The organism is Streptomyces sp. NPDC008238 (assembly GCF_042956445.1).
Taxonomy (GTDB): Bacteria; Actinomycetota; Actinomycetes; order Streptomycetales; family Streptomycetaceae; genus Actinacidiphila.
The window spans coordinates 147,139-171,917 of the sequence record NZ_JBIBGK010000016.1 but is presented as its reverse complement, the minus strand read 5'-3'; the positions used below and the strand labels follow the sequence as shown (position 1 = coordinate 171,917).

General features: G+C 70.3%; 11 protein-coding genes. 9 read left to right on the top strand and 2 right to left on the bottom strand.

Annotated elements, in window-relative coordinates; genetic code table 11:
* Positions 1-12: 12 nt before the first annotated feature.
* Entirely contained in the window at positions 13-663 is a 651-nt protein-coding gene (locus ACFZAU_RS28000) for a cysteine hydrolase family protein (protein ID WP_500554419.1), read from the bottom strand.
* 570 nt (positions 664-1,233) lie between these two features.
* On the opposite strand from ACFZAU_RS28000, the gene ACFZAU_RS27995 reads away from it, so the two are divergent.
* The 8 genes from ACFZAU_RS27995 (at position 1,234) to ACFZAU_RS27960 (ending at position 21,974) form a co-directional block, all read left to right on the top strand.
* Positions 1,234-2,358 carry a DUF6777 domain-containing protein gene (locus ACFZAU_RS27995; RefSeq protein ID WP_500554418.1) on the top strand — a complete coding sequence of 375 codons (1,125 nt, stop codon included), beginning with the start codon at positions 1,234-1,236 and terminating at the stop codon, positions 2,356-2,358.
* Between the two features lie 87 nt (positions 2,359-2,445).
* Positions 2,446-4,950, top strand: a complete 2,505-nt coding sequence (locus tag ACFZAU_RS27990) for a DUF4132 domain-containing protein (RefSeq protein ID WP_500554417.1) — start codon at positions 2,446-2,448, stop codon at positions 4,948-4,950.
* Positions 4,947-5,288, top strand: coding sequence for a hypothetical protein (locus ACFZAU_RS27985; RefSeq protein WP_500554416.1), 342 nt, complete (start codon positions 4,947-4,949; stop codon positions 5,286-5,288). The genes ACFZAU_RS27990 and ACFZAU_RS27985 overlap by 4 nt, the downstream gene beginning before the upstream one ends.
* A gap of 171 nt (positions 5,289-5,459) precedes the next feature.
* A complete protein-coding gene (locus ACFZAU_RS27980; RefSeq protein ID WP_500554415.1) occupies positions 5,460-7,562 on the top strand; it encodes a TPM domain-containing protein in 2,103 nt (700 codons plus the stop codon).
* A gap of 39 nt (positions 7,563-7,601) precedes the next feature.
* A complete protein-coding gene (locus ACFZAU_RS27975) occupies positions 7,602-8,315 on the top strand; it encodes a PspA/IM30 family protein (RefSeq protein WP_500464679.1) in 714 nt (237 codons plus the stop codon).
* A 779-nt stretch (positions 8,316-9,094) separates the two neighbouring features.
* Positions 9,095-14,419: a DEAD/DEAH box helicase gene (locus ACFZAU_RS27970; RefSeq protein ID WP_329185717.1), complete on the top strand. Its 5,325-nt coding sequence runs from the start codon at positions 9,095-9,097 to the stop codon at positions 14,417-14,419.
* Positions 14,416-17,520 carry a DUF8741 domain-containing protein gene (locus ACFZAU_RS27965; protein WP_500554414.1) on the top strand — a complete coding sequence of 1,035 codons (3,105 nt, stop codon included), beginning with the start codon at positions 14,416-14,418 and terminating at the stop codon, positions 17,518-17,520. Before ACFZAU_RS27970 ends, ACFZAU_RS27965 begins: the two co-directional genes overlap by 4 nt.
* On the top strand, positions 17,517-21,974 hold the full coding sequence (locus ACFZAU_RS27960) for an Eco57I restriction-modification methylase domain-containing protein (RefSeq protein ID WP_500554413.1): 4,458 nt from the start codon (positions 17,517-17,519) through the stop codon (positions 21,972-21,974). Before ACFZAU_RS27965 ends, ACFZAU_RS27960 begins: the two co-directional genes overlap by 4 nt.
* Positions 21,975-22,040: 66 nt before the next feature.
* Here ACFZAU_RS27960 and ACFZAU_RS27955 read toward each other — a convergent pair whose 3' ends face one another.
* Complete coding sequence (locus ACFZAU_RS27955; protein WP_329185713.1) at positions 22,041-22,223, bottom strand: DUF397 domain-containing protein; 183 nt, start codon at positions 22,221-22,223, stop codon at positions 22,041-22,043.
* Between the two features lie 254 nt (positions 22,224-22,477).
* Between ACFZAU_RS27955 and ACFZAU_RS27950 the strand changes: the two genes are divergently transcribed.
* On the top strand, positions 22,478-24,757 hold the full coding sequence (locus tag ACFZAU_RS27950) for an McrB family protein (RefSeq protein ID WP_500554412.1): 2,280 nt from the start codon (positions 22,478-22,480) through the stop codon (positions 24,755-24,757).
* Positions 24,758-24,779: the final 22 nt, after the last annotated feature.

Genomic DNA, 24,779 nt, shown 5'->3' with positions numbered 1-24,779 from the left:
CGTCCGCCGCCGCTACCGCCCCGCCCCGTACTCCTCGGGGCAGGGCGGCAGCAGGTCCAGGAACTCCTGCGTGGTGAGGATGGCGTGCGCGTAGACCGGCGCGTTCACCTCGAAGGTCGCCTCCATCTCCGCCGGGCTGAAGGCGGCGATCGCGTCCCGCACCAGGGTCACGTGGTAGCCGAGTTCCTGGCCGAAGCGTGCCGTGGTGTCGACGCAGGTGTTGGCCCGCATGCCGATCAGCACGATGCGCGACACCCGGTGCTGCTTCAGCTGGAAGTCCAGGTCGGTGTTGGCGAAGCCGCTCGACGACCAGTGCTCGTGCACCCGGATCTCGCCCTCGACCGGCTGGAAGTCCGGGTGGAACTCGCCGCCCCAGGAGCCCAGCGCGAAGACCTGCCCCTTGACGGTGGCCTCCTGCGCCGGGGAGAGGTGCTCCCACTCCCGGTAGTCCCCGGGGGCCGTGCGGCGGTGCGCGACGAAGAACGTACGGATGCCGCGGGCGCGGGTGGCCGCGAGCACCTGCCGCATGTGGTCGAGCAGGCCCACCTGCTCGGCCACGGTCTTCGCGCGTGGCCAGAGTTTCCCGCCGTCCGACAGGAAGTCGTTGTACGGGTCTACGAGCAAAAGACCGGTGTTCGTGCCGCTGTATCCCACTGCTTCCATGTACCGATTCTCGTCCCGGACCCGCGGCGCCACCTGCGCAGCAGGTCAGGGCAGGTCAGGACGGGTGCGGGCGGTCAAGCCGCGAAAGGACGGGACATGCCCCGCGGCACGCTCCCGTGTTCCCTGGAGGGGGGAGTCCCCGTGGATGCCCCACTGCCGAAATGCCCGTGAAAAATCGAGCCCTCAAGGATTCCCGTGGCCGATTCACCCCTCCCGGCGAGGGCGCACATAATGGAATCGGAGGCCCGATGCCCCACGTCCGGGGAGAGTGCCGTGAGTTCCCTACCTCCTCCGCCCGAACACCCCGCCGGACCTCCGTCCGGCCCTCCGTCCGGCCCGCTGTCCGGCCGGCCGTCGGGCGGGCACCCGCCGGTGACACCGGGACCCCCACCGCCACCAGCGGCGCCACCATCCGGCCCGCCACCACCGCCCGGACCACCGCGGCCGCCGGGTCCACCGGGCGGCGCGGGGCACGGCGGCGAACCGGGGGAACCCGGCCGCCACCGGGGACCGCCCGCCCCGTGGTGGCGGAACCGTCGCACCCTCGTCACCGCGGGCACCGCGATGGTCGTGGCGGTCGCGGTGATCTTCGCCTTCTCGTTCCTCGGCGGCACCAAGGGCGGCGGCGAGATCTTCCTCCAGAACGCCTCCGCCGCCGGCCCGGACCCCTTCACCCCGTCCACGGCGGGCGAGGCCGGCACCGCGGTCACCCCGACGATCACCCCCAACGAGTCCTCGGCCCCGCGCGGCACCCTGAAGGTCAGCGGCGCCCACCCGGGGCTCTACAGCGCCAAGCAGAACGAGGCGGCCTGCGACGTCGAGAAGCAGATCAGGTACCTCGCCCAGGACCCGTCCCGCGCCCGGGCCTTCGCCGGCACCCTGAAGGTCGCGCAGCGGGACCTCCCCTCCCACCTGCGTTCGCTGACGCCCGTTCAGCTCACCTGGGACACCCGTGTCACCAGCCACGGCTTCAAGGACGGCAAGGCCACCGCGTACCAGGCCATCCTCCAGGCCGGCACCCCCGTGATGGTCGACGACCGCGGTGTGCCCGTGGTGCGCTGCACGTGCGGCAACCCGCTGAGCGCCCCCGACGCCGTCAGCGGTACGCCGACGTACAGCGGGCGGCAGTGGGAGACATTCCGCGCGGCGGGGCTGGTGGCGGTCGTGCCGTCCGACAGGCCGATGAAGACGCTCACGCTCTACGACCAGGACGGCAAGCGCTGGTTCGAGCGGCCCAGCGGCACGGTGGACGGCAAGCGCGACCACAAGGTCGAACCGCCGGAGGGCGTGCGGTCCGGCTCGCCGGTGCCGGTGCTGCCGTCGCCGTCCACGGGGTCGCAGCTGGAACCGCCGGGGAAGACGGCGCCGCCGCCGAGCGAGGAGAAGAAGCAGGAGGAGCCGAAGTCGCCCGGCACGGAGGAGCAGCCCAAGTCCCCGGACGGCACGGAGAAGCCGGAGAAGCCGCAGAGCCCGGAGACGTCGGAAGAACCGCGCAGCCCGGAGAAGCCGAAACAGCCGGAGGAACCGCAGAAGCCGCAGAGCCCGGAACAGCCGCAGGAACCCCCCTCCGAACCCCCGCAGCAGGAGCAGCCCCCACAGCAAGAACAGCCCCCACAACAAGAACAGCCCCCGCAGCAGGAACAACCCCCGTCCCAGCCAAAGTCCCCCGCCGAACCGGCCCCCCTCCCCAGCTGACCCCCCACCACGACCGCCCCACCATGACGGCCCCGCCCGCACTCCGGCCATGGCGCCGTTGTCGTACCCTCCTGCCACCATCCCCGCATGCTGTACGACACCGTGCTGGCCGAAGCCCGCAGGAACGACGCCTTCGACGACGTGCGCGCCGCCGCCCTCGACCGCGCCCGCTGGCTCGTCGACCTCCTCGACCGCGGCCGCGCGGAGTTCCGCCTCGCCTTCGGAACCCGCACGGGGGAATACCGGCGCCTGGGGGAACTGCACGCCGCGACCCGGACCGAGATCGACCAGGGCCTCGCGGCCCGCGGCGGCGACGACACGCGTGCCGCCGCCCTGACCCTGCTGCTCGTGGCCCGCCCCGACGGCACGGGCGTGTGGCACTACCGCGAGCAGGTCGCGTCCCTGGTGTCCCGACGGCGCGGATGGACGCCCGACGAGGTCGCCGTCATGCTGCTCCGAGTCGCCGAGTACCGCACGGGCCACTGGCTCGCGGAAGCGCTCGGCGCCGTGCTGGACGCCGTCGACCGGCTCGACGCCGACGGCCGCGCCGCGGTCACCCCCCACCTCCGCCGGGCGTACCGGGAGCTCATGGCCGCGGACGTCGGCGTGGGCGTACGCGGCCCGCTCGGCCGGCGCCTGCGCGCGCTGCTCGCGGACGACGACGCCGCTCTCATGCCCGACGAGCTGATCCCGCCGCACGCCCTGTGGGCCACGGCGCTGCGCGAGCGCGCCGACACAGCGCCCACGCCCGGGCTGGCCGGCCTCGTCCGGCATCTGGTGAGCCTGTCGGGGCCGCGCCCGTCGCAGCGCTGGCGGCGCACCTGCCGGGAGCTGAGCGATGCGGCAGGGGCACGGGACACGATGGCGGAGATGCTGCGGGCACTGGCCGAGGACGCCCCGCAGTGCAGCAGGACACACGGGTCGCCGAACCCCTGGCTCGGTGACGCCCTCCACCTCCACTACCTCGTGGCCCAGAACGACGGCGACCTCGCGCGCGGCGTCGTCTGGGCCGCCTCGCTCACGGCCGGCCCGGCCGGCGTGGGCCGGCTCGTCACCGTCGCGCTGCGCACCGGCGGACCCGGATCGGACGTGATCGAGGACGTCAAACTCGCGGGGGCGGCGATCAACGCCCTCGCGGACGTGGACGACCCCGCCGCGCTGGAGGGCCTGTGGCGGCTGCGGGCGAAGCTCAGGCACCGGGCGCTCCTCAAACAGCTCGACACCGCCCTCGCCACGGCCGCCGCCCGGCAGGGCATCACGCCCGCACAGCTGGTCGAGCGCAGCGTCCCGGCGCACGGCCTGGCCCCGGACGGCACGTACGTCCGCGAACTGGCGGGATACCGGGCCCGGGTGGCGATCGAGGACGCCGTGACCGTACGGCTCACCTTCACCGGCCCCGACGGACGCACCTCCCGTACGGCCCCCGCGGCGGTCAAGGAGCGGTGCGCCGAGGCGCACCAGGCGCTGAAAGCACTGGTCAAGCAGGTGCGGGCGACACTGTCGGGGGAGCGGGCCCGCCTGGAGGCGCTGATGTCGGCCGGGCGCACCTGGCCGTACGACGAATGGCGCCGCCACTACCGCGACCACCCCGTCACCGGAGTCCTCACCCGGGGCCTGATCTGGGAGGCGCGGGACGCCGAGGGCACCTGGCACGCCGTGGCGCCCACGGCCGAGCCCATCGGGGAGCCCACGCACATCCGCCTGTGGCACCCGGTCCACGCCTCGCCGGACGCCGTCGCCACGTGGCGCGCCCAGGTGGTCGCCGCGGGGCTGCGGCAGCCGTTCAAGCAGGCGTTCCGGGAGATCTACCTGCCCACCCCGGCCGAGGAGGAGACCGGCGCCTACTCCAACCGCTTCGCGGCGCACATCGTCGACTACCCGCGGCTGTACGCGCTGTTCAAGGAACGCGGCTGGCAGGCCGGCTTCCTCGGCGACCACTACGGCGGTCACGACGGCCTGGCCCGGCGCGAGTTCGGGGACGGCGGGTGGCGCGCCTGCTTCCACCACGAGCCGGCCGGGGAGGGCGCGGGCCACGGCCCGGAGCACGCGGCGACCGACCGGGTACGGTTCGAGCGCCGCGACGGGCGGCACTGGCAGGAGGTCCCGCTCGCCGAAGTGCCGCCCCTGGTCTTCAGCGAGGCGATGCGGGACGTCGACCTCTTCGTGGCCGTCACCTCGATCGCGGCGGACCCGACATGGACGGACCGGGGCGAGGACCGCCACGCGGCGTACTGGCGGGCCGCGTCCTTCGGGGAGTTGACGGCGAACGCGGAGGTCCGCCGCGAGGCCCTGCAACGGATCCTGCCGCGCCTGAGGATCGCGGGGCGGTGCACGCTCGACGGCCGCTACCTGACGGTCCGCGGGGACCTCACGACGTACCGCATCCACCTGGGCTCGGCGAACGTCCTGATGGCACCGGACGACGCCTACCTCTGCATCGTTCCCGCCCGCCGCACGGCCGACCCGAAGGTCTTCCTGCCCTTCGAGGACGAGCGGCTCGCGCTGATCCTGTCCAAGGCGGCACTGCTGGCAGCGGACTCGGCGATCACCGACCCGGCCATCCGGCGCCAGATCGAGCGGGCCACGCGATGACCACGGTGACCTTCCAGGACGAGACGGCCGGGGGCGAACCCGCCCCGGCCCTGCGGCTCACGGGCCTCCCGGAGCGGATGACCGTCCGGGCCCTGCTCCGCCTCCGCGTCCACGAGGAGGTGACCCGTCACAACGCCGCACGCCCCACGACCGCACGGCCTGCCGCCGCCCCGCTCGACGGCCCCACGGAAGCCGCCCGCGCCGAACGCGCCTTCCTCTCGAACGCCCTCTTCGTCCTGACCCCCACCCACCAGCTCACGGACCTCGACGAGGAAGTCGACCTCACGACCACCCCGACCCTGACCTTCCTCCGCCTCATCCCGCTCGCCGGCGGCTGACCCCGGCCACCGGCACCAGCCACCGGCACCCGGGAACCGGCCCGCGGGCCGGGCCCGTACGGGGAACGCGGCCCCCGAAGGGGCAGGTCCCAGCCCCGCGCGGTCCCGGTCGCGGTGGGCCAGAAGGGGTAATACGCTCACAAAGTGAGGCCGCACCGGAGCCGAGAACCGATGCACAGTGGCGTTCGCCCCTCGCACACCCTGCGTGCCGCGTACGCCCTCCTCAGCGCACTGGCAACGCTGTGCTGGCTGTTGCAGCCCGCCGCGGAGGCCCGCGCCGACGACCCGATCGTGCTGTCGCGTACCGGCCAGATCACCGACAGGGTGGACGCGCTCGGCGACCGCAAGGCCGCCGTCGCGACGGCCCTGCGCGATCTCGACGACACGCACCACGTGCAGCTCTACGTGGCCTACGTACGCGACTTCTCCGGCCGCTCCGCCCAGGACTGGGCCGACACGACCGCCGGGCGCAACGGCCTCGGCCTCAACGACGTACTGCTGGCCGTCGCCACGCACGACCGGCAGTACGCGTACTCCGTGGACCAGGACTCGTCACTGACCGACGCCCAACTGCGGGACGTCGCGCAGACGGCGGTCGAACCGGCGCTGCGGCATAACGACTGGGCGGGGGCGGCCATCGGCGCGGCGGACGGCATCGGCGCGGCCCTCGCGGGCAAGCCCGTGCCCACGCCGGCGATCACCCCGGGCGCGGCCGACCCGGGCGGGGCCGGCGGCCTCGGGGTCACGGGCGGCGAACTCATCCTGCCGGTCGTGCTGCTGGGAGCCCTGCTCGCCCTCGGCTGGTACGCGTACACCCGGCGCAGGCAGCGCCCGGGAACCCGTGCCACCCCGAGCGGGGGAGGCTGGGGCAGGCGCGGCGAGCAGGCCGTGCCGCTGCCCGACCTCGACCGGCGGGCCCGGGAACTGCTCGTCGAGACGGACGACGCGGTGCGCACCAGCAGTGAGGAACTGGGGTTCGCCACCGCCCAGTTCGGCGAGGAGGCGGCCGCACCCTTCGGGAAGGCGCTGGGGCACGCGGAGTTGGAGCTCACGGCGGCCTTCCGGCTACGGCAGCAGCTCGACGACGCGATCCCGGAGGACGACGCGGCCAGACGCCGCATGCTGGACGAGATCATCGCGCGCTGCACCGAGGCCAACCGGCGGCTCGACGCGGAGGCCGAGGGCTTCGACCGGCTGCGCGCGCTGGAGGAGAACGCGCCCCAGGCGCTGCAGCACGCCGAGGCGGAGCTGCGGGAGGTCACCGGCCGCACCGACACGGCGCAGACCACGCTCACCACGCTCGGCACGCGGTACGCGCCCACCGCGGTGCTGCCCGTCGCGGGGCACGTCGAGCAGGCCAGGGACCGGCTCGTGTTCGCCGCGGCCCAGGTCGACCAGGCCCGCGAGGCCGTGGCGGCGGGCGCGGGCGGAACGGCCGCGGTGCACCTGCGGGCCGCCGAGGGCGCCATCGACCAGGCGGGCACCTTCGTGGACGCCGTCGGCCGGCTGGGGACGGAGCTCGCGGAGGCGGCGGGCAAGCTGCCGGGCGCGCTGACGGAGACCGAGACCGACCTCGCGGAGGCGCGGGGCATGCTGCTCGGCACCCCCGAGGGCACCTCCACGGCGGACCTGCACGGCCGGATCGCCCGCGCAGAGTCGGTCGTCAGGGAGGTGCGGACGCAGATCGCCGCGGGCCCGTACGACCCGATCGACGTGCTGCGCCGCGTGGAGGAGGCGGGCGCCGCCCTCGACGGCGCCCTTACCGGAGCGCGTGAGCACGAGGTGAGCAACCAGAAGGCCCGGGCACTGCTCGACCAGGCCCTGCTCACCGCGCGCAGCGCGTTGGGCGCCGCTTCGGACTTCATCACGACCCACCGGGCGGCGGTGGGCAGTGAGGCCAGGACGCGGCTGGCCGAGGCACTGCGCCACCTGGAACTGGCGCAGGAGTCCGCGGATCCCGTCGCGGCGCTCACGGAGGCGCAGCGGGCGGACAAGCTGGCCCGGGCGGCGCAGCAGCTGGCCGAGGGCGATGTGGGGATGTACGGCAGTCCGTACGGCGACGCCATGGGCGGCCGGCGCGGGGGCGGCGGCATGGGCGGGGCGGTGCTCGGCGGCATCCTGCTCGGGGAGATCTTCGGCGGTATGGGCCGCGGGACGGGCGGGGGCATGTTCGGCGGCGGAGGCGGCTTCGGTGGCGGGTTCGGCGGGGGCGGCCCCGGCAGCTTCGGCGGCGGGGGGACACGGGGGCGGAGGGGCGGTGGCGGCAGGTTCTGAGCGGCAGCTCGGGGAAAGCGAGAGCGAGAGGTTGGCCCCATGACCAAGCAGACGATCCTCGGCCGCGTCGCGCAGCTGGCGAAGGCGAACATCAATGCGCTGCTGGACCAGGCGGAGGACCCGCAGAAGATGCTCGACCAGCTGATCCGCGACTACGGCAACAACATCGACGAGGCCGAGCAGGCGGTCGCCACGACCATCGGCAACCTGCGCCTGCTGGAACAGGACCACACTGAGGACGAGGAGGCGGCCACGGAATGGGGCACCAAGGCCCTGGCCGCCAGTAGGAAGGCGGACGAGCTGCGGGCCGCGGGCTCGGGAACGGACGCGGACGCGTTCGACCGCCTGGCAAAGGTGGCGCTCCAGCGGCAGTTGCAGGCGGGTCGGGAGGCGAAGGACGCCGAGCCGACGATCGCCACGCAGCGGGAGGTCGTCGACAAGCTGAAGGCCGGCCTGGACCAGATGAAGGTCAAGCTGACGGAGCTCCACTCGAAGCGCGACCAGTTGGTGGCCCGATCGAAGACCGCCCAGGCACAGAGCCAGATGCTGGACGCGGCGCAGAACATCAACGTGCTTGACCCCACAACGGAGTTGAGCCGCTTCGAGGAAATAGTCCGCCGCGAGGAAGCCAGGGCCCTGGGCCAACAGGAACTCGCCGACTCGTCCCTGGACGCCCAGTTCGAACGCCTCGACACAATGGGCGACGCAGCCGAAATCGAAGCCCGCTTCGCCGCCCTGAAAGCCCACGCCTGACCCCCGCCCCCAGCCGCTACGCCCGGGGCCCCCGCAGGTGCGGGGCTGCCATAGGGCCGATCACGCAGGGTTGAGCGTCGCTGGCTGTCGAACCGGACAACGAGCTGGCGGTGGATGCCAGCACCCTGAAATCGAGCCCTGCCGGATCCGCGAGCCTTCGCCCTGGCCCGAACCACCGGCAGGATGCGCACATGCGCTCACGGCTCCGGAGGGCGCTTGGTACCTAAGCAACGCAGCAGGTCCCGGCCCTGTGCATGTCAGACCAGGCGGGATGAGTCCACGGATAGTCCACGACCGGCTGAGCACCGCTTAGCCTAATATCTCCGACGCCGAGGTTCGTGCAGCACGTTGCCGCGTTGCGGACCTTCGTCTCCCAAGTGCCGGTGCACCTTTTGTCGAGATCGTCCGATCATCCCGGAGCGCGCATGGGACGACCTTCCCGGCTGCTGCGTCTCGCGGGCGCGTTGCAGTTGATTGTGTCTGGTCTGGATTTCTTCCGTGCCGATGGGCTCATGGCCGGTCCCGGCGCCTCAAGGCCGTAAGGGCTGTCTTGTTCGATCTGGCGGTCTGGCTGCTGCAGCTGAGCAGCGATGTCGTCAGCCGCCCGGGCGCACTGGATTCCGATCAAGTCAGGGTCTGCAACCCCTGCTGATACCTGCGATCTCGCCGGTAGGGTGGGTCGAACGAGCTCAGTGGGTGGGTGGTCGTGCCGCTGTGACCAGCCAGGCGCGAGAGCGGTACCGCGAGCTATGAGTGGCATGAGGGGGATTGGCAACGCCATGGATGTGTTCGGCGCGCATGAGCGGCTCATCGAGGACTACGACGAGTTCACGCGCTCCCTGGTCTGGGTGAGGGATCCTGCCATTCGTGAGCACCTCAAGGTGGAGCGGGACAGAAAGTCCAGGTGGCCTGATCCATGGATCTCGCTCAATCCCACATTCCGCAAGGGCGGAACGGTCGCGGAACTGACCGAACCGGGATCCGATGACACCAGGCTCCTTCATCCGTTGTGCGCGCAGTACTTCCGCAACAAGAACCGCGCGGGTGATACGGACGCGGACGAAGACATCACGCTTACCCTGCACTACCACCAGCGCCAGGCGATCGAGATCGCCGCGTCGAAGAGTTCGTACGTCCTGACTACCGGAACCGGGTCCGGAAAGAGCCTCTGTTACCTGATTCCGATCGTGAACGAGGTCCTTAAGAACCCGAATTCCGACGGCATCTCCGCGATCATCGTGTATCCGATGAATGCCTTGGCCAACAGCCAGATGGACGAGCTCAAGCACTATCTCGAAAATGGGGTGGCTTCCGAGGACCGCCGCGTCACCTTCGCCCGCTACACCGGGCAGGAGAAGCGCAAGGAGAAGGAGTCCGTACTCAATAGCAAGCCGGACATCCTGCTCACGAACTACATGATGCTGGAGTACCTCCTCACCCGCCCCGATGAGCGCGAGGAGCTGATCAAGGCGGCGAGGGGCCTGCGCTTCCTCGTCCTGGACGAGCTGCATACCTACCGCGGCCGCCAGGGAGCTGACGTGGGCATCCTGGTGCGTAGGCTCAGGGAGGCGTGCGAGGCGACGGATCTGCGGTGCGTCGGGACGTCCGCGACCATGGCCACGACGGAGACGTTCGCCGAGGCCCAGGAGACGGTGGCCGAGGTCGCCACGCGGCTCTTCGGCACCCCCGTCGATCCGGACCGGGTGATCGGTGAGACGCTTGAGAGGGCCACTGATCCCGGTCGGCCACTCGCGCCCGAGGAACATGCGGTCGCTCTCGCCGCCGCTGTGCGCCGTGCGGTCTCCGGTCCCGATGCCCTGCCGTCCTCGTATCAGGTCCTCAGCCGTGATCCGCTTGCTGTCTGGGTCGAGCATGCCTTCGGCCTTGAACTGGAGCCGGGGCCCACGGACGGAGCCCCGCGGCGCTTCCGCCGCCGCAGTCCCACCACGATTCCGCGGGCTGCCGTCGACCTGCGCCGGGCGTGCGGTGAACAGACCGTGTCGGAGGCCGACTGCAGGGAAGCGATCAAGGCGATGCTGGAGGCCGGCGCACGGGTGAAGGATTCCGGCACCCGCCGCCCCCTGTTCGCGTTTAGGCTCCACCAGTTCCTCTCCAAGGGCGACACGGTCTACGCCAGCCTTGAGGCGCCCGCCGCCCCTCGCCATCTCACGAGCCAGTACCAGCTGCGGGTACCCGGACATCAGGATCGGCCGCTGGTCCCGCTCCACTTCTGCCGTGAATGCGGACACGACTACCTGGCCGTGACCCACGATGGGCGGCAGGAGCGCTATTTCGCACGCAAGGACCCCGAGGCCCCGGCCGAGGCAGGTGACGGCTACCTCTACGTGGACAAGGAACGTCCCTGGCCCAGCGACCCTGAGGAGATCCTGGACCGGCTTCCGGCAAGCTGGATCGAGACGGACGACCAAGGACAGCGCACGGTCGTCAAAGCCCGCAAGGACGACCTTCCCGAGCAGGTGTGGATCAGCCCCGACGGGCGGCGAGCGCAGCCCGGCACCGGACTGCGCGCCTGGTGGATCAGGGCACCGTTCCGCTTCTGCCCCCGCTGCCGCGTCGGATACGAGCAGCTGCGCGTCCGGGACTTCGCCAAGCTCGCCACCTTCTCGGCCGAAGGGCGCAGTTCCGCAGTGTCCCTGGTCAGCGCGAGCGTAGTGCGGTCACTGCGTGGCCAAGCCGACCTCGGCAAGCGCGCTCAGAAGCTGCTGACGTTCGTCGACAACCGTCAGGACGCCAGTCTCCAGGCGGGCCACTTTAACGACTTCGTCCAGGTCACCCAGATCAGGGGCGCTCTGTACCGGGCCCTGGACAAGGCGGGTACGGCGGGGCTGCGCTACGACGTGCTGCCTCAGGCCGTCGCCGAGGCGCTGAACCTGCCGCTGACGGCCTACGCCCGCAACGCCCAGGTCAAGTACGGGCCGCTGGAGGATACCCAGGCGGCTTTGCGTTCCGCACTGGCCTACCGCATCTACGCGGACCTGGAGCGCGGCTGGCGGCTGACCATGCCCAACCTCTCCCAGACCGGCCTGTTGCGCTTCGACTACACCTCGCTCGCCGACATCGCTGCCGACGCCGACCTCTGGCGCGGCACCCACTGGGCTCTGGAGAACGACGACCCCGCTCACCGGCAGGAGATCGCGCGCACCCTGCTCGACGAACTACGCCGGGCTCTCGCCGTCAACGAGAAGTGGCTGACCCAGCTGGGACACGAGCAACTGGTCGCTCTCAGCAAAGAACACCTCGCCGGTATCTGGGCCGTGCCGGACACGGATCCGCGCACACCTGCCCGGATCGCGTACGCCGGGCCGCGGCCGAAGCGCTCCTCGACAGCGGACACCGTGTACTTCAGCGCCCGCGGTGGTTATGGTCGCTATCTGCGCAGGCCGGGAGAGTTCGGAGTACTGCCGCAGCTAGCGGGCAAACGTCTCGGTGAGGCTGACGCCGATGTCATCATCGGCGACCTCCTCCAGGTACTGCGCATCGCCGGTCTGCTTCAGGTCGTGGACGAGCGGTCCGACGGCAGCCTCGGCCACCAACTCAAGGTCTCCTCCTTGATCTGGCTGCCCGGTGACGGCGAGACCGGCGAACCAGACCTCGTACGCAAGACGTTCGACTCCGGCGCCGGAGCCCGGGTGAATCCGTTCTTCCGGGACCTGTACCGGGACGCGGCCGACGAACTGCGAGGGCTGGAGGCCAGGGAGCACACCGCTCAGGTGGACTCGGAGATGAGACGGGAGCGTGAGAGGGGCTTCCGGGACGGCGACCTTCCGCTGCTGTTCTGCTCACCCACCATGGAGCTGGGCGTCGACATCGCGGAACTCAATGCGGTCACCATGCGCAACGTCCCGCCGACCCCGGCCAACTACGCGCAGCGCTCGGGCCGTGCAGGACGGTCGGGTCAGCCGGCCCTGGTGACGACGTACTGCTCGACGGGCAGCGCCCACGATCAGTACTACTTCCGCCGTCCTGAACTCATGGTGTCCGGCAGCGTGGTGCCTCCGCGTATCGACCTCACCAACGAGGATCTGCTGCGTTCCCATGTACAGGCGGTGTGGCTGGCCGAGACGGGAGCGAGCCTGGGCCACCGTATGACGGAGGTACTCGACGTCGCCGCGCCCGCGAGCGCGGCGAGTGGCCCTCTTCCGCTGCCGCTCGACAAGGAACTGCGCAAGGCCCTGGAGACCGACGCCTACCGCCGCAACGCCATCGCACGCTGCGTACGGATCCTCGCCCCGCTGCAGGGGGACCTCGCCGATACGGCCTGGTGGTATGACGGCTGGATCGAGGACCAGGTACGAGACGCGCTGCGCACCTTCGACCGGGCCTGCGACCGCTGGCGTCGGCTGTACCGCAACGCGCACGACGAACGCGACGAGCAGGACCGCCTCGCCAACGACTCCTCGATCGGCGCCCGGGACCGCAGGCAGGCGAGGTCCCGCCGTATTCAGGCCGAGCAGCAGCTCGACCTGCTGCGCAACGACTCGGATGACAACGAGGGCGCCCGCTCCGACTTCTACACCTACCGCTACTTCGCTTCCGAGGGGTTCCTGCCCGGCTACTCGTTCCCGAGGCTGCCGCTTGCCGCGTACGTTCCCGGAGAGCCCGGCGAGAGCAAGTACGGTCAGAAGCGCGGTGCCTATATTCAGCGGCCGCGGTTCATCGCCATCGGCGAATTCGGTCCTGGAGCGCTGATCTACCACGAGGGACGCCGTTACACCGTCTCCAACGTCCAGGTCCCGATGGGGGAGACCCCTGGCCGGATCGCCACGGTAGACGCCAAGGTATGCGGCGACTGCGGCTACTGGCACGACACCCGGGAAAAGCGTGACGACTGCCTCGGTTGCGGAGCCCGCCTCGTACCGGTCCTGCGCCGGTTGATGCAGCTGACCACCGTGTACGCGGAACCCCGGCGCCGTATCTCCTCCGACGAGGAGGAGCGCCTGCGGGAGCCCTTCCACCTGATGACCGCCTACCGCTTCCACCACGGCAAACTCACGGCCCGGTTCTGCCTTCCCGGCACCGCGGACGCCGAGCGCGCGATTGCCGAACTCACCTATGGCGACGCGGCGGTGCAGGTCATCAACCTGGGGCGGCGGACTCGTCGCCCCCCTGGTGACGAGGGCTTCTGGCTCGACCCTGTCTCAGGGCGCTGGCTGAGCGATACCAAGGCCGCCGAGCGCGCCGAGACCTCGGCGGAGCAGGAGGCGCTCGGTACCTTCCGGCTCACCACACGGACCGAGAAGGTCGTGCCCTACGCGGAGGACAGCAAGAACATCGCCGTGCTGCGGTTGTCCACCCCGGTCGATCACCACACGCGTGTGACGCTTCGCTACGCCCTGGAGCGCGGCATCGAAGCGCATTTCCAGTTGGAGGACGCCGAGCTGCACAGCGAGGACTTGCCCGATCCCGAGGACAGGGCCCGCATGCTGTTCGTCGAGGGCGCGGAAGGCGGCGCCGGAGTGCTGAGGCTGCTGCACGACGACCACGAGACGATCGCCAAGGTCGCCGCCAAAGCCCTGGAAATCATTCACTACGAGTGGGAGGACGGGCAGTGGCACGACCGGAAGCACGCCAGGGGAGCCCGCGAAACCTGTGAGTTCGGCTGCTACGACTGCCTGCTCACCTACCACAACCAGCTCTTCCACCCCATGATCCGCAGGCAGACGGCCGTCGAGGTGCTGAAAGAACTCGCTCAGTGCCGGGCCGTCAGGGACCAGCCCCAGGCGGCGAGTCCCCTCGAGCACGCGGCAGCACTGGCGCTGCGTTCGTCGCACGACAGCGGCGGTGGGTTCGTGGAGTGGCTGCGCGGCCACGGCTACCGGCTGCCGGACGAGACCGGCGAGGAGACAGTTTTGGCACGGGCCGTGCCCGATTTCGTCTACCGTCTACCCGACGCCGACGTCGCGGTCTTCCTGGACCTGCCCGGCAACGGCGTCCCCGACGAGTCGCGCGACACCAAGGCCAGAACCTGGCTGGAGAACCGCGGCTGGCTCGTGATCGAGATGAGAGACGAAAGCGAAGAGGAGTGGCACACCATCGTGCGCGCGTACCCGAACGTCTTCGGCCCGGGTCGGGCGCCGCGATGACCGGCCTCTACACGCCCGGTGCACTGGTCCGCGCTCGCAACCGGGACTGGGTGGTGCTGCCCGGCACCACGGCGGACTTCGTACTGGCCCGCCCACTGGACGGCGACAGCGAATTCGACACCCTGCTGTTCCCCGAAGAGACCGGCGACCCGCACTTCTCTGCCCCTAAGCTGCTGGTCAAGGATGACGGAACGGGTCGGCCCCAGGCTGTCGACAGCGACGACATCGGAGACTTCGCCTCCGCGTCTCTGCTGCGTACGGCCCTTCGGGTATCGGCGTCCAGCGGTGCGGGCCCGTTCCGCTGCCTGTCCGGAATCGCCGTTCAGCCACGCCAGTACCAGCTGGTGCCGCTGATGGCCGCTCTGCGTATGGACACCGTACGGCTGTTGATCGGAGACGATGTCGGGATCGGCAAGACCGTTGAGGCATCGCTGATCGCCAAGGAACTCATCGAACAGGGCTCCGCGACGAAGATGGCCGTGCTGTGCTCCCCGGCGCTGGCCGAGCAGTGGCAGCGCGAGCTGCACGATAAGTTCAGCCTCGATGCCGAACTCGTGCTGCCCTCCACGGCCGGCAAGCTGGAGCGGTCGATCATCGAGACCGATCAGACAATCTTCGACCGGTATCCGTACACCGTCGTGTCCACGGACTTCATCAAGCAACGCGATCGCCGCGACGCCTTCCTGCGCACCTGCCCGGACCTGCTGATCGTGGACGAGGCGCACACCTGCATCGGAGCCGGTGCGGGCCGCCAGCAGCGCTACGAGCTGCTGAAGGACCTGGCCGCCGATCGTGACCGCCATCTGATCCTGATCACCGCGACCCCGCACAGCGGGGACCGCGACGCCTTCGCCAAACTTACCGGCCTGCTCGACGAGAGCCTTGCCCAGCTGGATCCGACCGTACCCGCGCACCGCGACCGGATCGCCCGTCACCTGGTGCAGCGCCGTCGCCGCGACATCCGCCACTTCCTCGACGAGGACACTCCCTTCCCGGCCGATCGCATGCTGCGGGAGGTGCCGTACCGGCTCGATTCCTCGTACGCCGAGTTCGTCTCCGACGTGATCACATACGCCCGTGAGCAGATCCGCCGGCCCGACGGCGAGCTGCGCCAGCGCATGAGCTGGTGGTCCGTCCTCGCGCTGTTGCGCTGTGTGCTGTCCTCCCCGGCGGCGGGCCGGGCGACCCTGACCACCCGCTCCGCGGTCGGCGCCGCACGCACCCCTCAGGAGGCCGACCGCATCGGCCGCGACGCGGTCCTGGAAGCCCCTGACGCGGAGGCGTCGGAAGGCTTGGACGCCGTTCCCGGCACACTCCTCGATGGAGGGGAACCGCCCGTCACGGACGCGAAGACCGAGGACGCGGCGAGCACGGGGGCGCCCGAGGAGACCACCCGTCCTCGCAAGGCGGACCGCCGGCTGAAGGAGTTCGCCCAGCGTGCCGCCGAACTGGCGGGCCCCGAGCACGACGCGAAGCTGCGTCTGCTGATCGACGAGGTCAAGGCACTCATCGCCGACGGCCACGATCCCATCGTGTTCTGCCGCTACATTCCCACCGCCGACTACGTCCGTACCCACCTCCACGAGGCTCTCGGCGGCCGGGCCCACGTCGAGGCGATCACCGGTAACCTGCCCCCCGAGGCGCGAGAGGCACGCGTCGCGGAGCTCACCGTACGGCCCGGACGTCAGGTCCTGGTGGCCACCGACTGCCTGTCCGAGGGCGTCAACCTTCAGGAGCGCTTCAGCGCCGTCCTCCACTACGACCTGTCGTGGAACCCAACCCGCCACGAGCAGCGCGAGGGTCGGGTCGACCGGTTCGGCCAGCGCAGCGAACGTGTCATGGCCGTCACGCTCTACGAGACCGACACCGGTATCGACGGACTCGTCCTGGACGTCCTGATTCGCAAGCACCGCGACATCGCCCAGCAGACCGGTGTCGCCCTGCCCGTGCCCAAGGCGGGTGAACGCGTCCTGGAGGCGCTCACCAATAGCCTGCTGCTGCGTGGTCGGCCCGAAGCGGTGGCTGCTGGCCAGATGTCCTTCGACTTCGGGGCGGACGAACAGATCGGGGCGGCTCGCGACGCCCTGCACCGCGAATGGGAGAGCGCCGCGGAACGGGAGTCACGGATTCCGACCAAGTTCTCCCACTCCGGTATGCGGCCGCAGGACGTCGAGGACGAGCTGACCGCGCTGCGGCAGGTCCTCGGCGTACCCGGCGACATCGTCGAGTTCGCCCGGGAGTCCCTCGCCGCACTGCGCGCTCCGGTGCGGAGTCTCCCGCATGCTCCGGGCTTCGCCGCTCAGCCCGGCCCGCTCCCCGCCGGCCTGCGCCATTCGCTCGGCGTGTACGAGACGGAGGACCAGGCGGCGGCTGCCGCCCGCACCGGAAGGGCCGCGCGCCGGACGACGGCGAAAGCCCCGCGGAGTACCAGGTCCCTGAAGAAGACCGCAGGTACCGCGTCCGGCCCCCGCGACCTGGTCTTCCACCGGGACCTGCCCGTTCCGCCGAACGAGCACGCGCTGGTACGCACCGACCCCGCGGTTCGCGCCATCGCCCGCTACGTCCTTGATTCCGCACTCGACCCCGCCGTGCCGACCCAAGACCGGCCCGCCCGCCGCCTCGGCGTGATCCGTACGGAATCCGTCGACACCTACACCGTGCTCCTGCTGGCCCGCTACCGCCTCCAGCTCAAACTGCCCCTCAAGCGCAGTGGCGAGTCCAAGGAACTGGTCGCCGAGGACGCCCGTGTGCTCGGCTGGCGCCCTGACGACGACGGCGGTATCGAATGGCTCACCGACGAGGAGACCGCCCGTCTCCTCGCCGCCGAACCCAAGGGCAGCGTCATTACCGAGCAACGCGTGCGCGCCGTCAGCCGTGCCCTGGGCGAACTGAGACTTCCCGAGGTGCGCGACCATCTGCATGCCTATGGGGATCAGCTCGCCGCGCAGCTCACCACCGCGCATCTGCGGGTGCGCGAGGCCGCGGGCGAGCGTGGTCGTGCGCTCGGAGCCGCCGCGGCCCGCCGTATCACCGTCACCCCTGCCGGGCCGCCCGACGAGCTCGGCGTCTACGCCTTCGTACCCGCCGGAGTCCGCCGTTGACCGCCGTACTGCCCGACCCGCGGGCCGCCGTCCCCTCCGTATCCACGTCCACGTCCGCCGTTCGGGTCGAGGGCCGGCTCTTCACGGCTGATCTACTCGCCCGGGTCACAGTGGGGGACCGCGAGCTGCCCGGCTGCGCCCCCGCCGACTACGGCCTGTACCGCGGCGAACGCATCGGCGACGCGGCGGGCCGCGCCTGGACGGCGCTTACCGGCGCCTACCGGGCCTTCCGCGACGACCTCGACCGGCTGCCCGGAGAGAAGCCCGCGACCACGCTCACCCGCAGGGCGTGGCTGCTGCGTCTGTTCACGGAACTTGGCTACGGGCCGCTGGCCGCCGACGGCGTCACTGTCGAGCACCCGGGCCGGGGCGAGCGGCTGCACACGAGCCACCGCTGGCAGGACCACCTTCCGGTGCATCTGCTTGCCTGGGACAAGCCGCTCGACCGGAAGGTGGGCAACCGCCGGGCCCCGCAGTCAGTCCTCCAGGAACTCCTCAACGTCTCGCCCGGCCACCTTTGGGGCATCCTCTCCAACGGTCAACTCCTACGCGTCCTCAGGGATTCCACCTCCCTCGTCGGCTCCGCGTATCTGGAGTTCGATCTCGAAGCGATCTTCGACAACGACCAGTACGCCGACTTCGTTCTCCTGTACTCCTTGCTGCACGCCTCCCGCTTCGAGCTGGTGGCCAAGCCGCGCAAACGCGTTCGTGGGCGGGCCGTTGGGGGCGCGGGGGAGGAACCGGACGGCGACACCGACGAAGAACCGGAGTCGGCGGAGACGTCCGAGGGCGACGAAGGAGACAACGAGGAGGACGAGGGCGGGTACGACTCCCGTGGCGACGCGGTCGGCGGGGCCGCGCAACCGACGCTCGACGAGATCGGGGATCCCGACGCCCCCGCCCTCACCCCGGCCGACTGCCGCATCGAGTGGCTGCGCACCCACTCCGTCGAGACCGGCCTGCGCGCCCGCGACCACCTCCGTGACCAGGTCGCCGACGCCCTCGGAGTGCTCGGCACCGGCTTCCTGGACACCAACGAGCATCTGCGGGACGCCGTCGCACGCGGCGGCCAGGAGACCCTGGAGGAGCTCCACCACGAACTGCTGCGCCTCGCCTACCAGTTGATCTTCCTGTTCGTGGCCGAGGACCGAGGCATTCTCCTCGACCCGGAGGAGTCCGAGGAGGTGGCGCGCGCCCGTAAGCGGTACATGGCCTACTTCTCCACCAGACGCCTGCGCCGTATCGCCTTCCGCCGCCCCGGGGACCGCAACACCGACCTGTGGCCCACTCTGTGCAGAGTGCTCGACGCCCTCGGCACCGACGGCGGGGCACCCGCTCTCGCCCTGCCCGAACTCGGCGGCCTGTACTTCCGGGACGTCCGGGACGAGGGCGACGCTGCCGCCACCCGGCTCGGCTCGGTCGAACCGCTGCGTACCGCCAGGCTGCCCAACGACCGCCTCCTGGAGGCCGTACGGCTGCTGTGCCAGGTACAGGACACGAATCGCCGCTGGCAGCGCGTCGACTACCGCCACCTCGGCGCCGACGAACTCGGCAGCGTCTACGAGTCCCTGCTGGAACTGCGGCCCCGGCGCAGCGCCCAGCCGGAACGGTTCTGGCTCCAAACCCTCGCGGGCAACAAGCGCAAGACGACGGGCGCCTACTACACGCCCGTCAGCGTCATCGAGAAACTCCTCGACGAGGCACTCGACCCGGTCATAGACCGCTTCGCGACGGCCGACCCGCGCCGTCTCCTCGACCTGAGGTTCATCGACCCCGCCTGCGGTTCGGGCCACGTCCTGGTCGCCGCCGCACGCCGCATCGCCCTCCGTTACGCACAGCTCGACACCGGGGACCCCGAACCGGCTCCGGAGCGGGTGCGGACAGCGCTCGCCGAGGTCGTACGCCACTGCGTGCACGGCGTGGACATCAACCCGATGGCGGTGGAGATCGCCAAGGTCTCCTTGTGGCTGGAGTCCTTGGAGCCCGGCCGGCCCCTCGCCTTCCTCGACGACCGCGTCAAGGTGGGCAACGCCCTGCTCGGTGCGACGCCGAAACTTGTCGCGGACGCGATCCCGGACGGCGCGTTCAAGAAGCTCGCGGGTGACGACGGCAAGATCCTCACACGGCTCAAGGCGGCCAACAAGAAGGAGCGCGCGGGCGGCGACGGAATCCAGACGGCGCTGGGACGCAGCCCGCTGCGGGTCGGGACGGCCGAACTCCGTCAGGAGGCGGAAGAACTGGCCAAGCTGCCGGACCGCAGTCTGTCCCAGGTACGTGAACAGGCCCGCCGCTACGAGGAGTTCGTACGGAAGTCCGAGGAACGCCAACGCCATCAGCGCGTCGCGGACGCCTGGTGCGCCGCTTTCCTGTGGCCCAAGTACGAGGGCGCTCCCTCGGCGATCACGAGCACCACGCTGCTGTACCTGGCGGACGGCGGCACCCTGGATGAGGAGGAGACCGAGACCCTCCAGAACATCGCCTCGCGTAACCAGTTCTTCCACTGGCACCTGGAGTTCCCGCGTGTCTTCCGCGTCGAGAACGACGAAGACGACGACCACAACCCGGACACCGGCTGGCAGGGCGGCTTCGACTGCATCCTCGGCAACCCGCCCTGGGAGCGCGTCAAGATCCAGGAGAAGGAGTGGTTCGCCTCCCGCGACGAGACCGTCGCCGACGCGCTGAACGCCCACGAGCGCAAGAAGCTCATCGTGGCGCTTCAGGACAGCGAGGACGCTGTCGACCGCGAGCACTACGGCGACTTCCAGGTGGCGCTGCGGGAGGCGGCAGGTACGACGCTGATGCTCCGTAACTCCGGCATCTTCCCGCTCACCGGACACGGCGACGTCAACACGTACGCGGTGTTCGCCGAGCGCGCCCGGATGCTGCTCGCCCCGAAGGGTATGTCGGGACTTGTGCTGCCCACGGGGATTGCGACGGACATGACAACGTCGCGGTTCTTCGGGGATCTGGTCGAGCGGCGGCAGTTGGTGACGGTGTTGGACATGGAGAACGAGGAGAAGGTATTTCCCGACGTCCACAACCAGTACCGCTTCTGCCTGTTCACCGTCTGCGGACCGGACGGGCGCCACGAGCGGGCGCGGCTCGCGTTCCGGGCCCGCAGGCCCGACCAGTTGGATGCCCGCACCTTCGAGTTGGACGCGCAGGGCTTCCGCGACATCAACCCCAACACGCGAACCTCACCCGTGTGCGAGAGCCCGGAGCACCTGAGCGTGCTGCGGGGGATTCATGAGCGGGTGCCGGTGCTGTGGGCGGACAAGGGGATGGGGGGTGAGCGGAATGCTTGGGGGTTGCGGTTCATGCGTATGTTCGACATGGCCAGTGACTCGAAGCGGTTCCTGACGGACGAGACTCTGCTCAACGACGGCTGGACTCGCGCGGGCACCACGTTCGTGTGTGAGGACGAGCGTGCCCTGCCGTTGTACGAGGGCAAGTTCGTCCACCACTACGACTCGCGCTTCGCGACGTACGAGAACGCGACGCAGGCGCAGAAGAACAAGGGGACGCTGCCCCGGCTGGACACGGGGGCGCATGAGGATCCGTATGCGGTGCCGCTGCCTCGATACTGGGTGTCGGAGAGGCTGGTCGACGCCCGTCTCGCGGCGGAGCCGCTGAAGCCCGAGACGGAGTGGCCGTACGACTGGCTGATGGGCTGGCGCGATGTGTGCCGGGCGTCGGACGAGCGGACGGTGATCGCTTCGGTGCTGCCTCGGACGGCGGTGGGGCACAAGCTCCCGCTGCTCCAGGTCAAGCAGCTGCCTGAACTGCTGCTGGCGAACCTTTCGAGTCGTGTTCTCGACTTCTCCGCTCGGCAGAAGTACGCCGGCGCCTCATTGACGTACTTCGTAGTGGAACAACTCCCCGTCCTCGAGCCCGACGCTTACGCGCGCGTCACCCCCTGGCTCGCGAACGAGCCCTCCGCCCCATGGATCCGCGACCGAGTTCTCGAACTCACCTACACTTCCCACGAACTGGCGCCCTTCGCACGCCACCTGGGCGACGAGGACGCCCCGTTCGTCTGGGACGAAGAGCGCCGCTTTCTGATGCGGGCGGAGCTGGACGCAGCGTACTTCCACCTGTACGGCCTGTCCGAGGGGGAGGCCGCCCTCGTGCTGGACAGCTTCCGGGCGTTCCGCAACAAGACGCCGGAGCTGTTCCAGCGTACGAAGGACGAGATCCTGGCGATCTACCGCGAGATGGCGAAGGCGGCGGAGCAGGGCACGCGGTACGTCCATGCCGAGCTAAGTCCGGCGCCCGGCCGGGGCCGCAGACACGGGCCCGGCACGAGTCCGCTCACCCGGTCGGTGCCCCCGGCCCCGGGGCTGCCGGACTCGGACGGGCACGCGGTCGCCGACGCGGGTCGGCCTGACGCGGAGGAGGTCCTGTTCGGCATGACGGACATAGGGGAGGACGAGCAGCTCGGCTTCTGGAACTGAGGCGCGGGGGTGGCGGATCAGCCCCGGTCACAGTTCGCCGACGATGACCCCTTCCCGGAAGGCGGCTCACTCCGAGGCCGTGAAGCGCAGGGGTTCCCGTCCGGGGTTCTTGGAATCCCGGACGGCCTTGGCGCCGCCGGGGAGTTGGGCGACTTCTACGCAGTCGTGTTCCGCGCCGCTGGCCGATGCCTTGTGCCATATCGCGCCGGTGAGGTCACATGCGTACAGCTCAGCCTTCGGGTCGTTCACTTCCTGTGGCCGTCTTCCAATTCGGCGATCTTCGCGAGCGAGTCCCCCACATCGTCACCGGTCGGCCACGCCTCGACATGGGCACCCGCCGCTGCTCCCGTCCCCGCCAGGCTGGATCTCGCCGCGGCTTGAACACCGCCCGATCACCGGATTGTCAGTGGGCGCCGCTATGTTGGTGGCGCTGGAGTTGATCGGCCTGTGACCGGGGCGTATGTGCCGGGATGGGGCGAGGACGGAGGGGCTAGGGGGATGTCATGACCGTCGTCTTCGAGCTGAACGCGCGCGCCGTGCACGGCGCCATGCAGGTGCTCGCCAAGCTGCCGGCGGGCCACGGGCTGGCGTTCCGCGAGGTGTGGGAGCGGGTGCAGGAGCTGGACCCGTCGTTGAAGGCGGACTGGGAGGAGGCATTCCCGGAGCTGTCGACCACGATCAGGACCAAGTTGCGGTACGAGAGCATCAACCTCGGCAAGGCGGGTTGGCTGCGCAAGACAGGCCGGACGTGGAAACTGACCGGCCCGGGGCGTCAGGCGTTTCTGGCGTACGAGGGCGATCCGGCGGCACTCCTGACCCGCGCGTACGAGCGGTACGGGTACTGGAGTACCGAGCGCGCGGCCTTCGACCGGGCGGCGGAGATCCTGGAGACGCTGCCGGATGCCAACCAGTGGGTGGAGATCGCCGACCTGGCGGGGGTCGCCGGTTTGGCGGAGGAGCCGCTGCGGGCGTGGCTCCAGAGTCATCGCCCGACCGGCTGGCATCTCGCCCTGGGGGCGGACGGGGAAGTTCCCGAGCAATTCGGCCTTTCAGAAGGCGAGTATGACGAGTGGCGCACGCTCCTTGAGGAGAATCGGGTCTATGACCCGGCCGCCTCCGGGGCACATGCGGTGCGCGCACTGCTCACGAAGAGAATCCGGGGCGAGGAGCTTCAGGACCTCGTGCCTCAGGAGCTCAAGGCCGCGGCCCCGGAGGACAAGCCGCGTCGGCGGGCCTGGCTCATCCGCGGGACCGATGGGAGGGGAGCGACGCTGATCCGCTCGCTGTGGCGGGAGAAGGGTGTCTGCACGCTCTCGGCTGACCGGCTTCCCGGACTGGCCGAGGGGGATGAACCGGAGCACGTCCGGCAGGTCGTCGACCTGTACTACACCGATCTCAGCCAGTCCCGGCGCACCGAAACGGCCACCGCCTTCTACGCCTTCCTGTCACGGATGAGGGAGGGCGACATCGTGGTCACCACCGATGGCGACCAGATCTACCTCGGTGAGGTCAGGGGCCCGGCCGTGTCGACCGTCACGGGGGACGGGACCGTTCTGCAGAGGGCGGTCGACTGGAGCAACCTGGACAGCCCGCTCACCATGGACGACCTGCCCGAGGCGCTCGCCGGACCGCTGGGCAACCCGAACTCCGGCCTGCTCGAACTCTCCGAGTTCACCGGCGACCTCGAAGTCTTTCTAGACGAGGACCCCGAGCAGACCCCCACGGGTGCGGTGGACGCCGCCGAACTGCCCGACGCCACACAGGAGCTGGCCGACGAGCTGACCATGCGCGACACCGAGTGGCTCCAGGACTGCGTGGAACTGTTGCGTGACCGACCTCAGTTGATCCTGCACGGACCGCCGGGTACCGGAAAGACCTTCGCGGCCCTCGCTCTGGCCCGCCACCTCACGGCGGGCCGGTCGGCCAACGTCCAGCTGGTGCAGTTCCATCCGGCCTATTCGTACGAGGACTTCTTCGAGGGTTTCCGCCCGCGCGCGGTCCCTCTCGCGCAGGAGGAAACCAAGGGCGGGAGCGGCCCGAAGGCAGTGACCGGAGGGCCTGCCGGAAAGGATCTCTCGGACGCAGGGTCCGGCATCGTCTTCGACCTGGTCCCAGGCCCCCTCAAGAACCTCGCTGAGAAGGCCGATGACAACCCCGGGGAGAACTTCGTCCTGGTCATCGACGAGATCAACCGTGGTCATCTCGCCAAGGTCTTCGGCGAGTTGTATTTCCTCCTCGAATATCGACGCGAGTTCGTGCACCTGCTGTACGGCTCGGACAAGGGGCGCCGTTTCAGGCTGCCGCGCAACCTGGTCATCCTCGGCACGATGAACACGACGGACCGTTCGATCGCCCTCATGGACGCGGCCATGCGCCGGCGTTTCTCCTTCATGGAACTGCACCCGTCCGAAGGGCCGGTGGACACCGTTCTCGCCGACTGGCTGGCGAAGAAGCAGTTCCCGCAGGACGCCGCTCGTCTCCTCGACGCCCTCAACAACCGCATCGAGCGGGCCCGGCTCGACGACCGCGACTTCCGGATCGGCCCGTCCTACTTCATGCGCACGCCGGTGCACACCCACCCCAAGGGCCTCGACCGGGTCTGGCGCCACCAGATCCTGCCCCTGCTCAAGGAGCTCCACTGGGGGGACGATGTCGACGTCTCGTCCGAGTACGGCCTGGAAGGGCTGCGTGAGGAGCTCGGACTCGCCGCACCAACCGCTGCCCCGGCCGCTGAGGAGGGGCTGGGCGAAGGCGTTCCGGCGGCGCGAGGGGCCGCTGAGTGATGGACGCTAGCGGGCGGCAGCA

Excerpts from the sequence above, each read along its gene's own strand:
- ACFZAU_RS28000 (WP_500554419.1), bottom strand. The coding sequence starts at position 663 with ATGGAAGCAGTGGGATACAGCGGCACGAACACCGGTCTTTTGCTCGTA.
- ACFZAU_RS27990 (WP_500554417.1), top strand. The coding sequence starts at position 2,446 with ATGCTGTACGACACCGTGCTGGCCGAAGCCCGCAGGAACGACGCCTTC.
- ACFZAU_RS27985 (WP_500554416.1), top strand. The coding sequence starts at position 4,947 with ATGACCACGGTGACCTTCCAGGACGAGACGGCCGGGGGCGAACCCGCC.
- ACFZAU_RS27980 (WP_500554415.1), top strand. The coding sequence starts at position 5,460 with ATGCACAGTGGCGTTCGCCCCTCGCACACCCTGCGTGCCGCGTACGCC.
- ACFZAU_RS27975 (WP_500464679.1), top strand. The coding sequence starts at position 7,602 with ATGACCAAGCAGACGATCCTCGGCCGCGTCGCGCAGCTGGCGAAGGCG.
- ACFZAU_RS27970 (WP_329185717.1), top strand. The coding sequence starts at position 9,095 with ATGGATGTGTTCGGCGCGCATGAGCGGCTCATCGAGGACTACGACGAG.
- ACFZAU_RS27965 (WP_500554414.1), top strand. The coding sequence starts at position 14,416 with ATGACCGGCCTCTACACGCCCGGTGCACTGGTCCGCGCTCGCAACCGG.
- ACFZAU_RS27950 (WP_500554412.1), top strand. The coding sequence starts at position 22,478 with ATGACCGTCGTCTTCGAGCTGAACGCGCGCGCCGTGCACGGCGCCATG.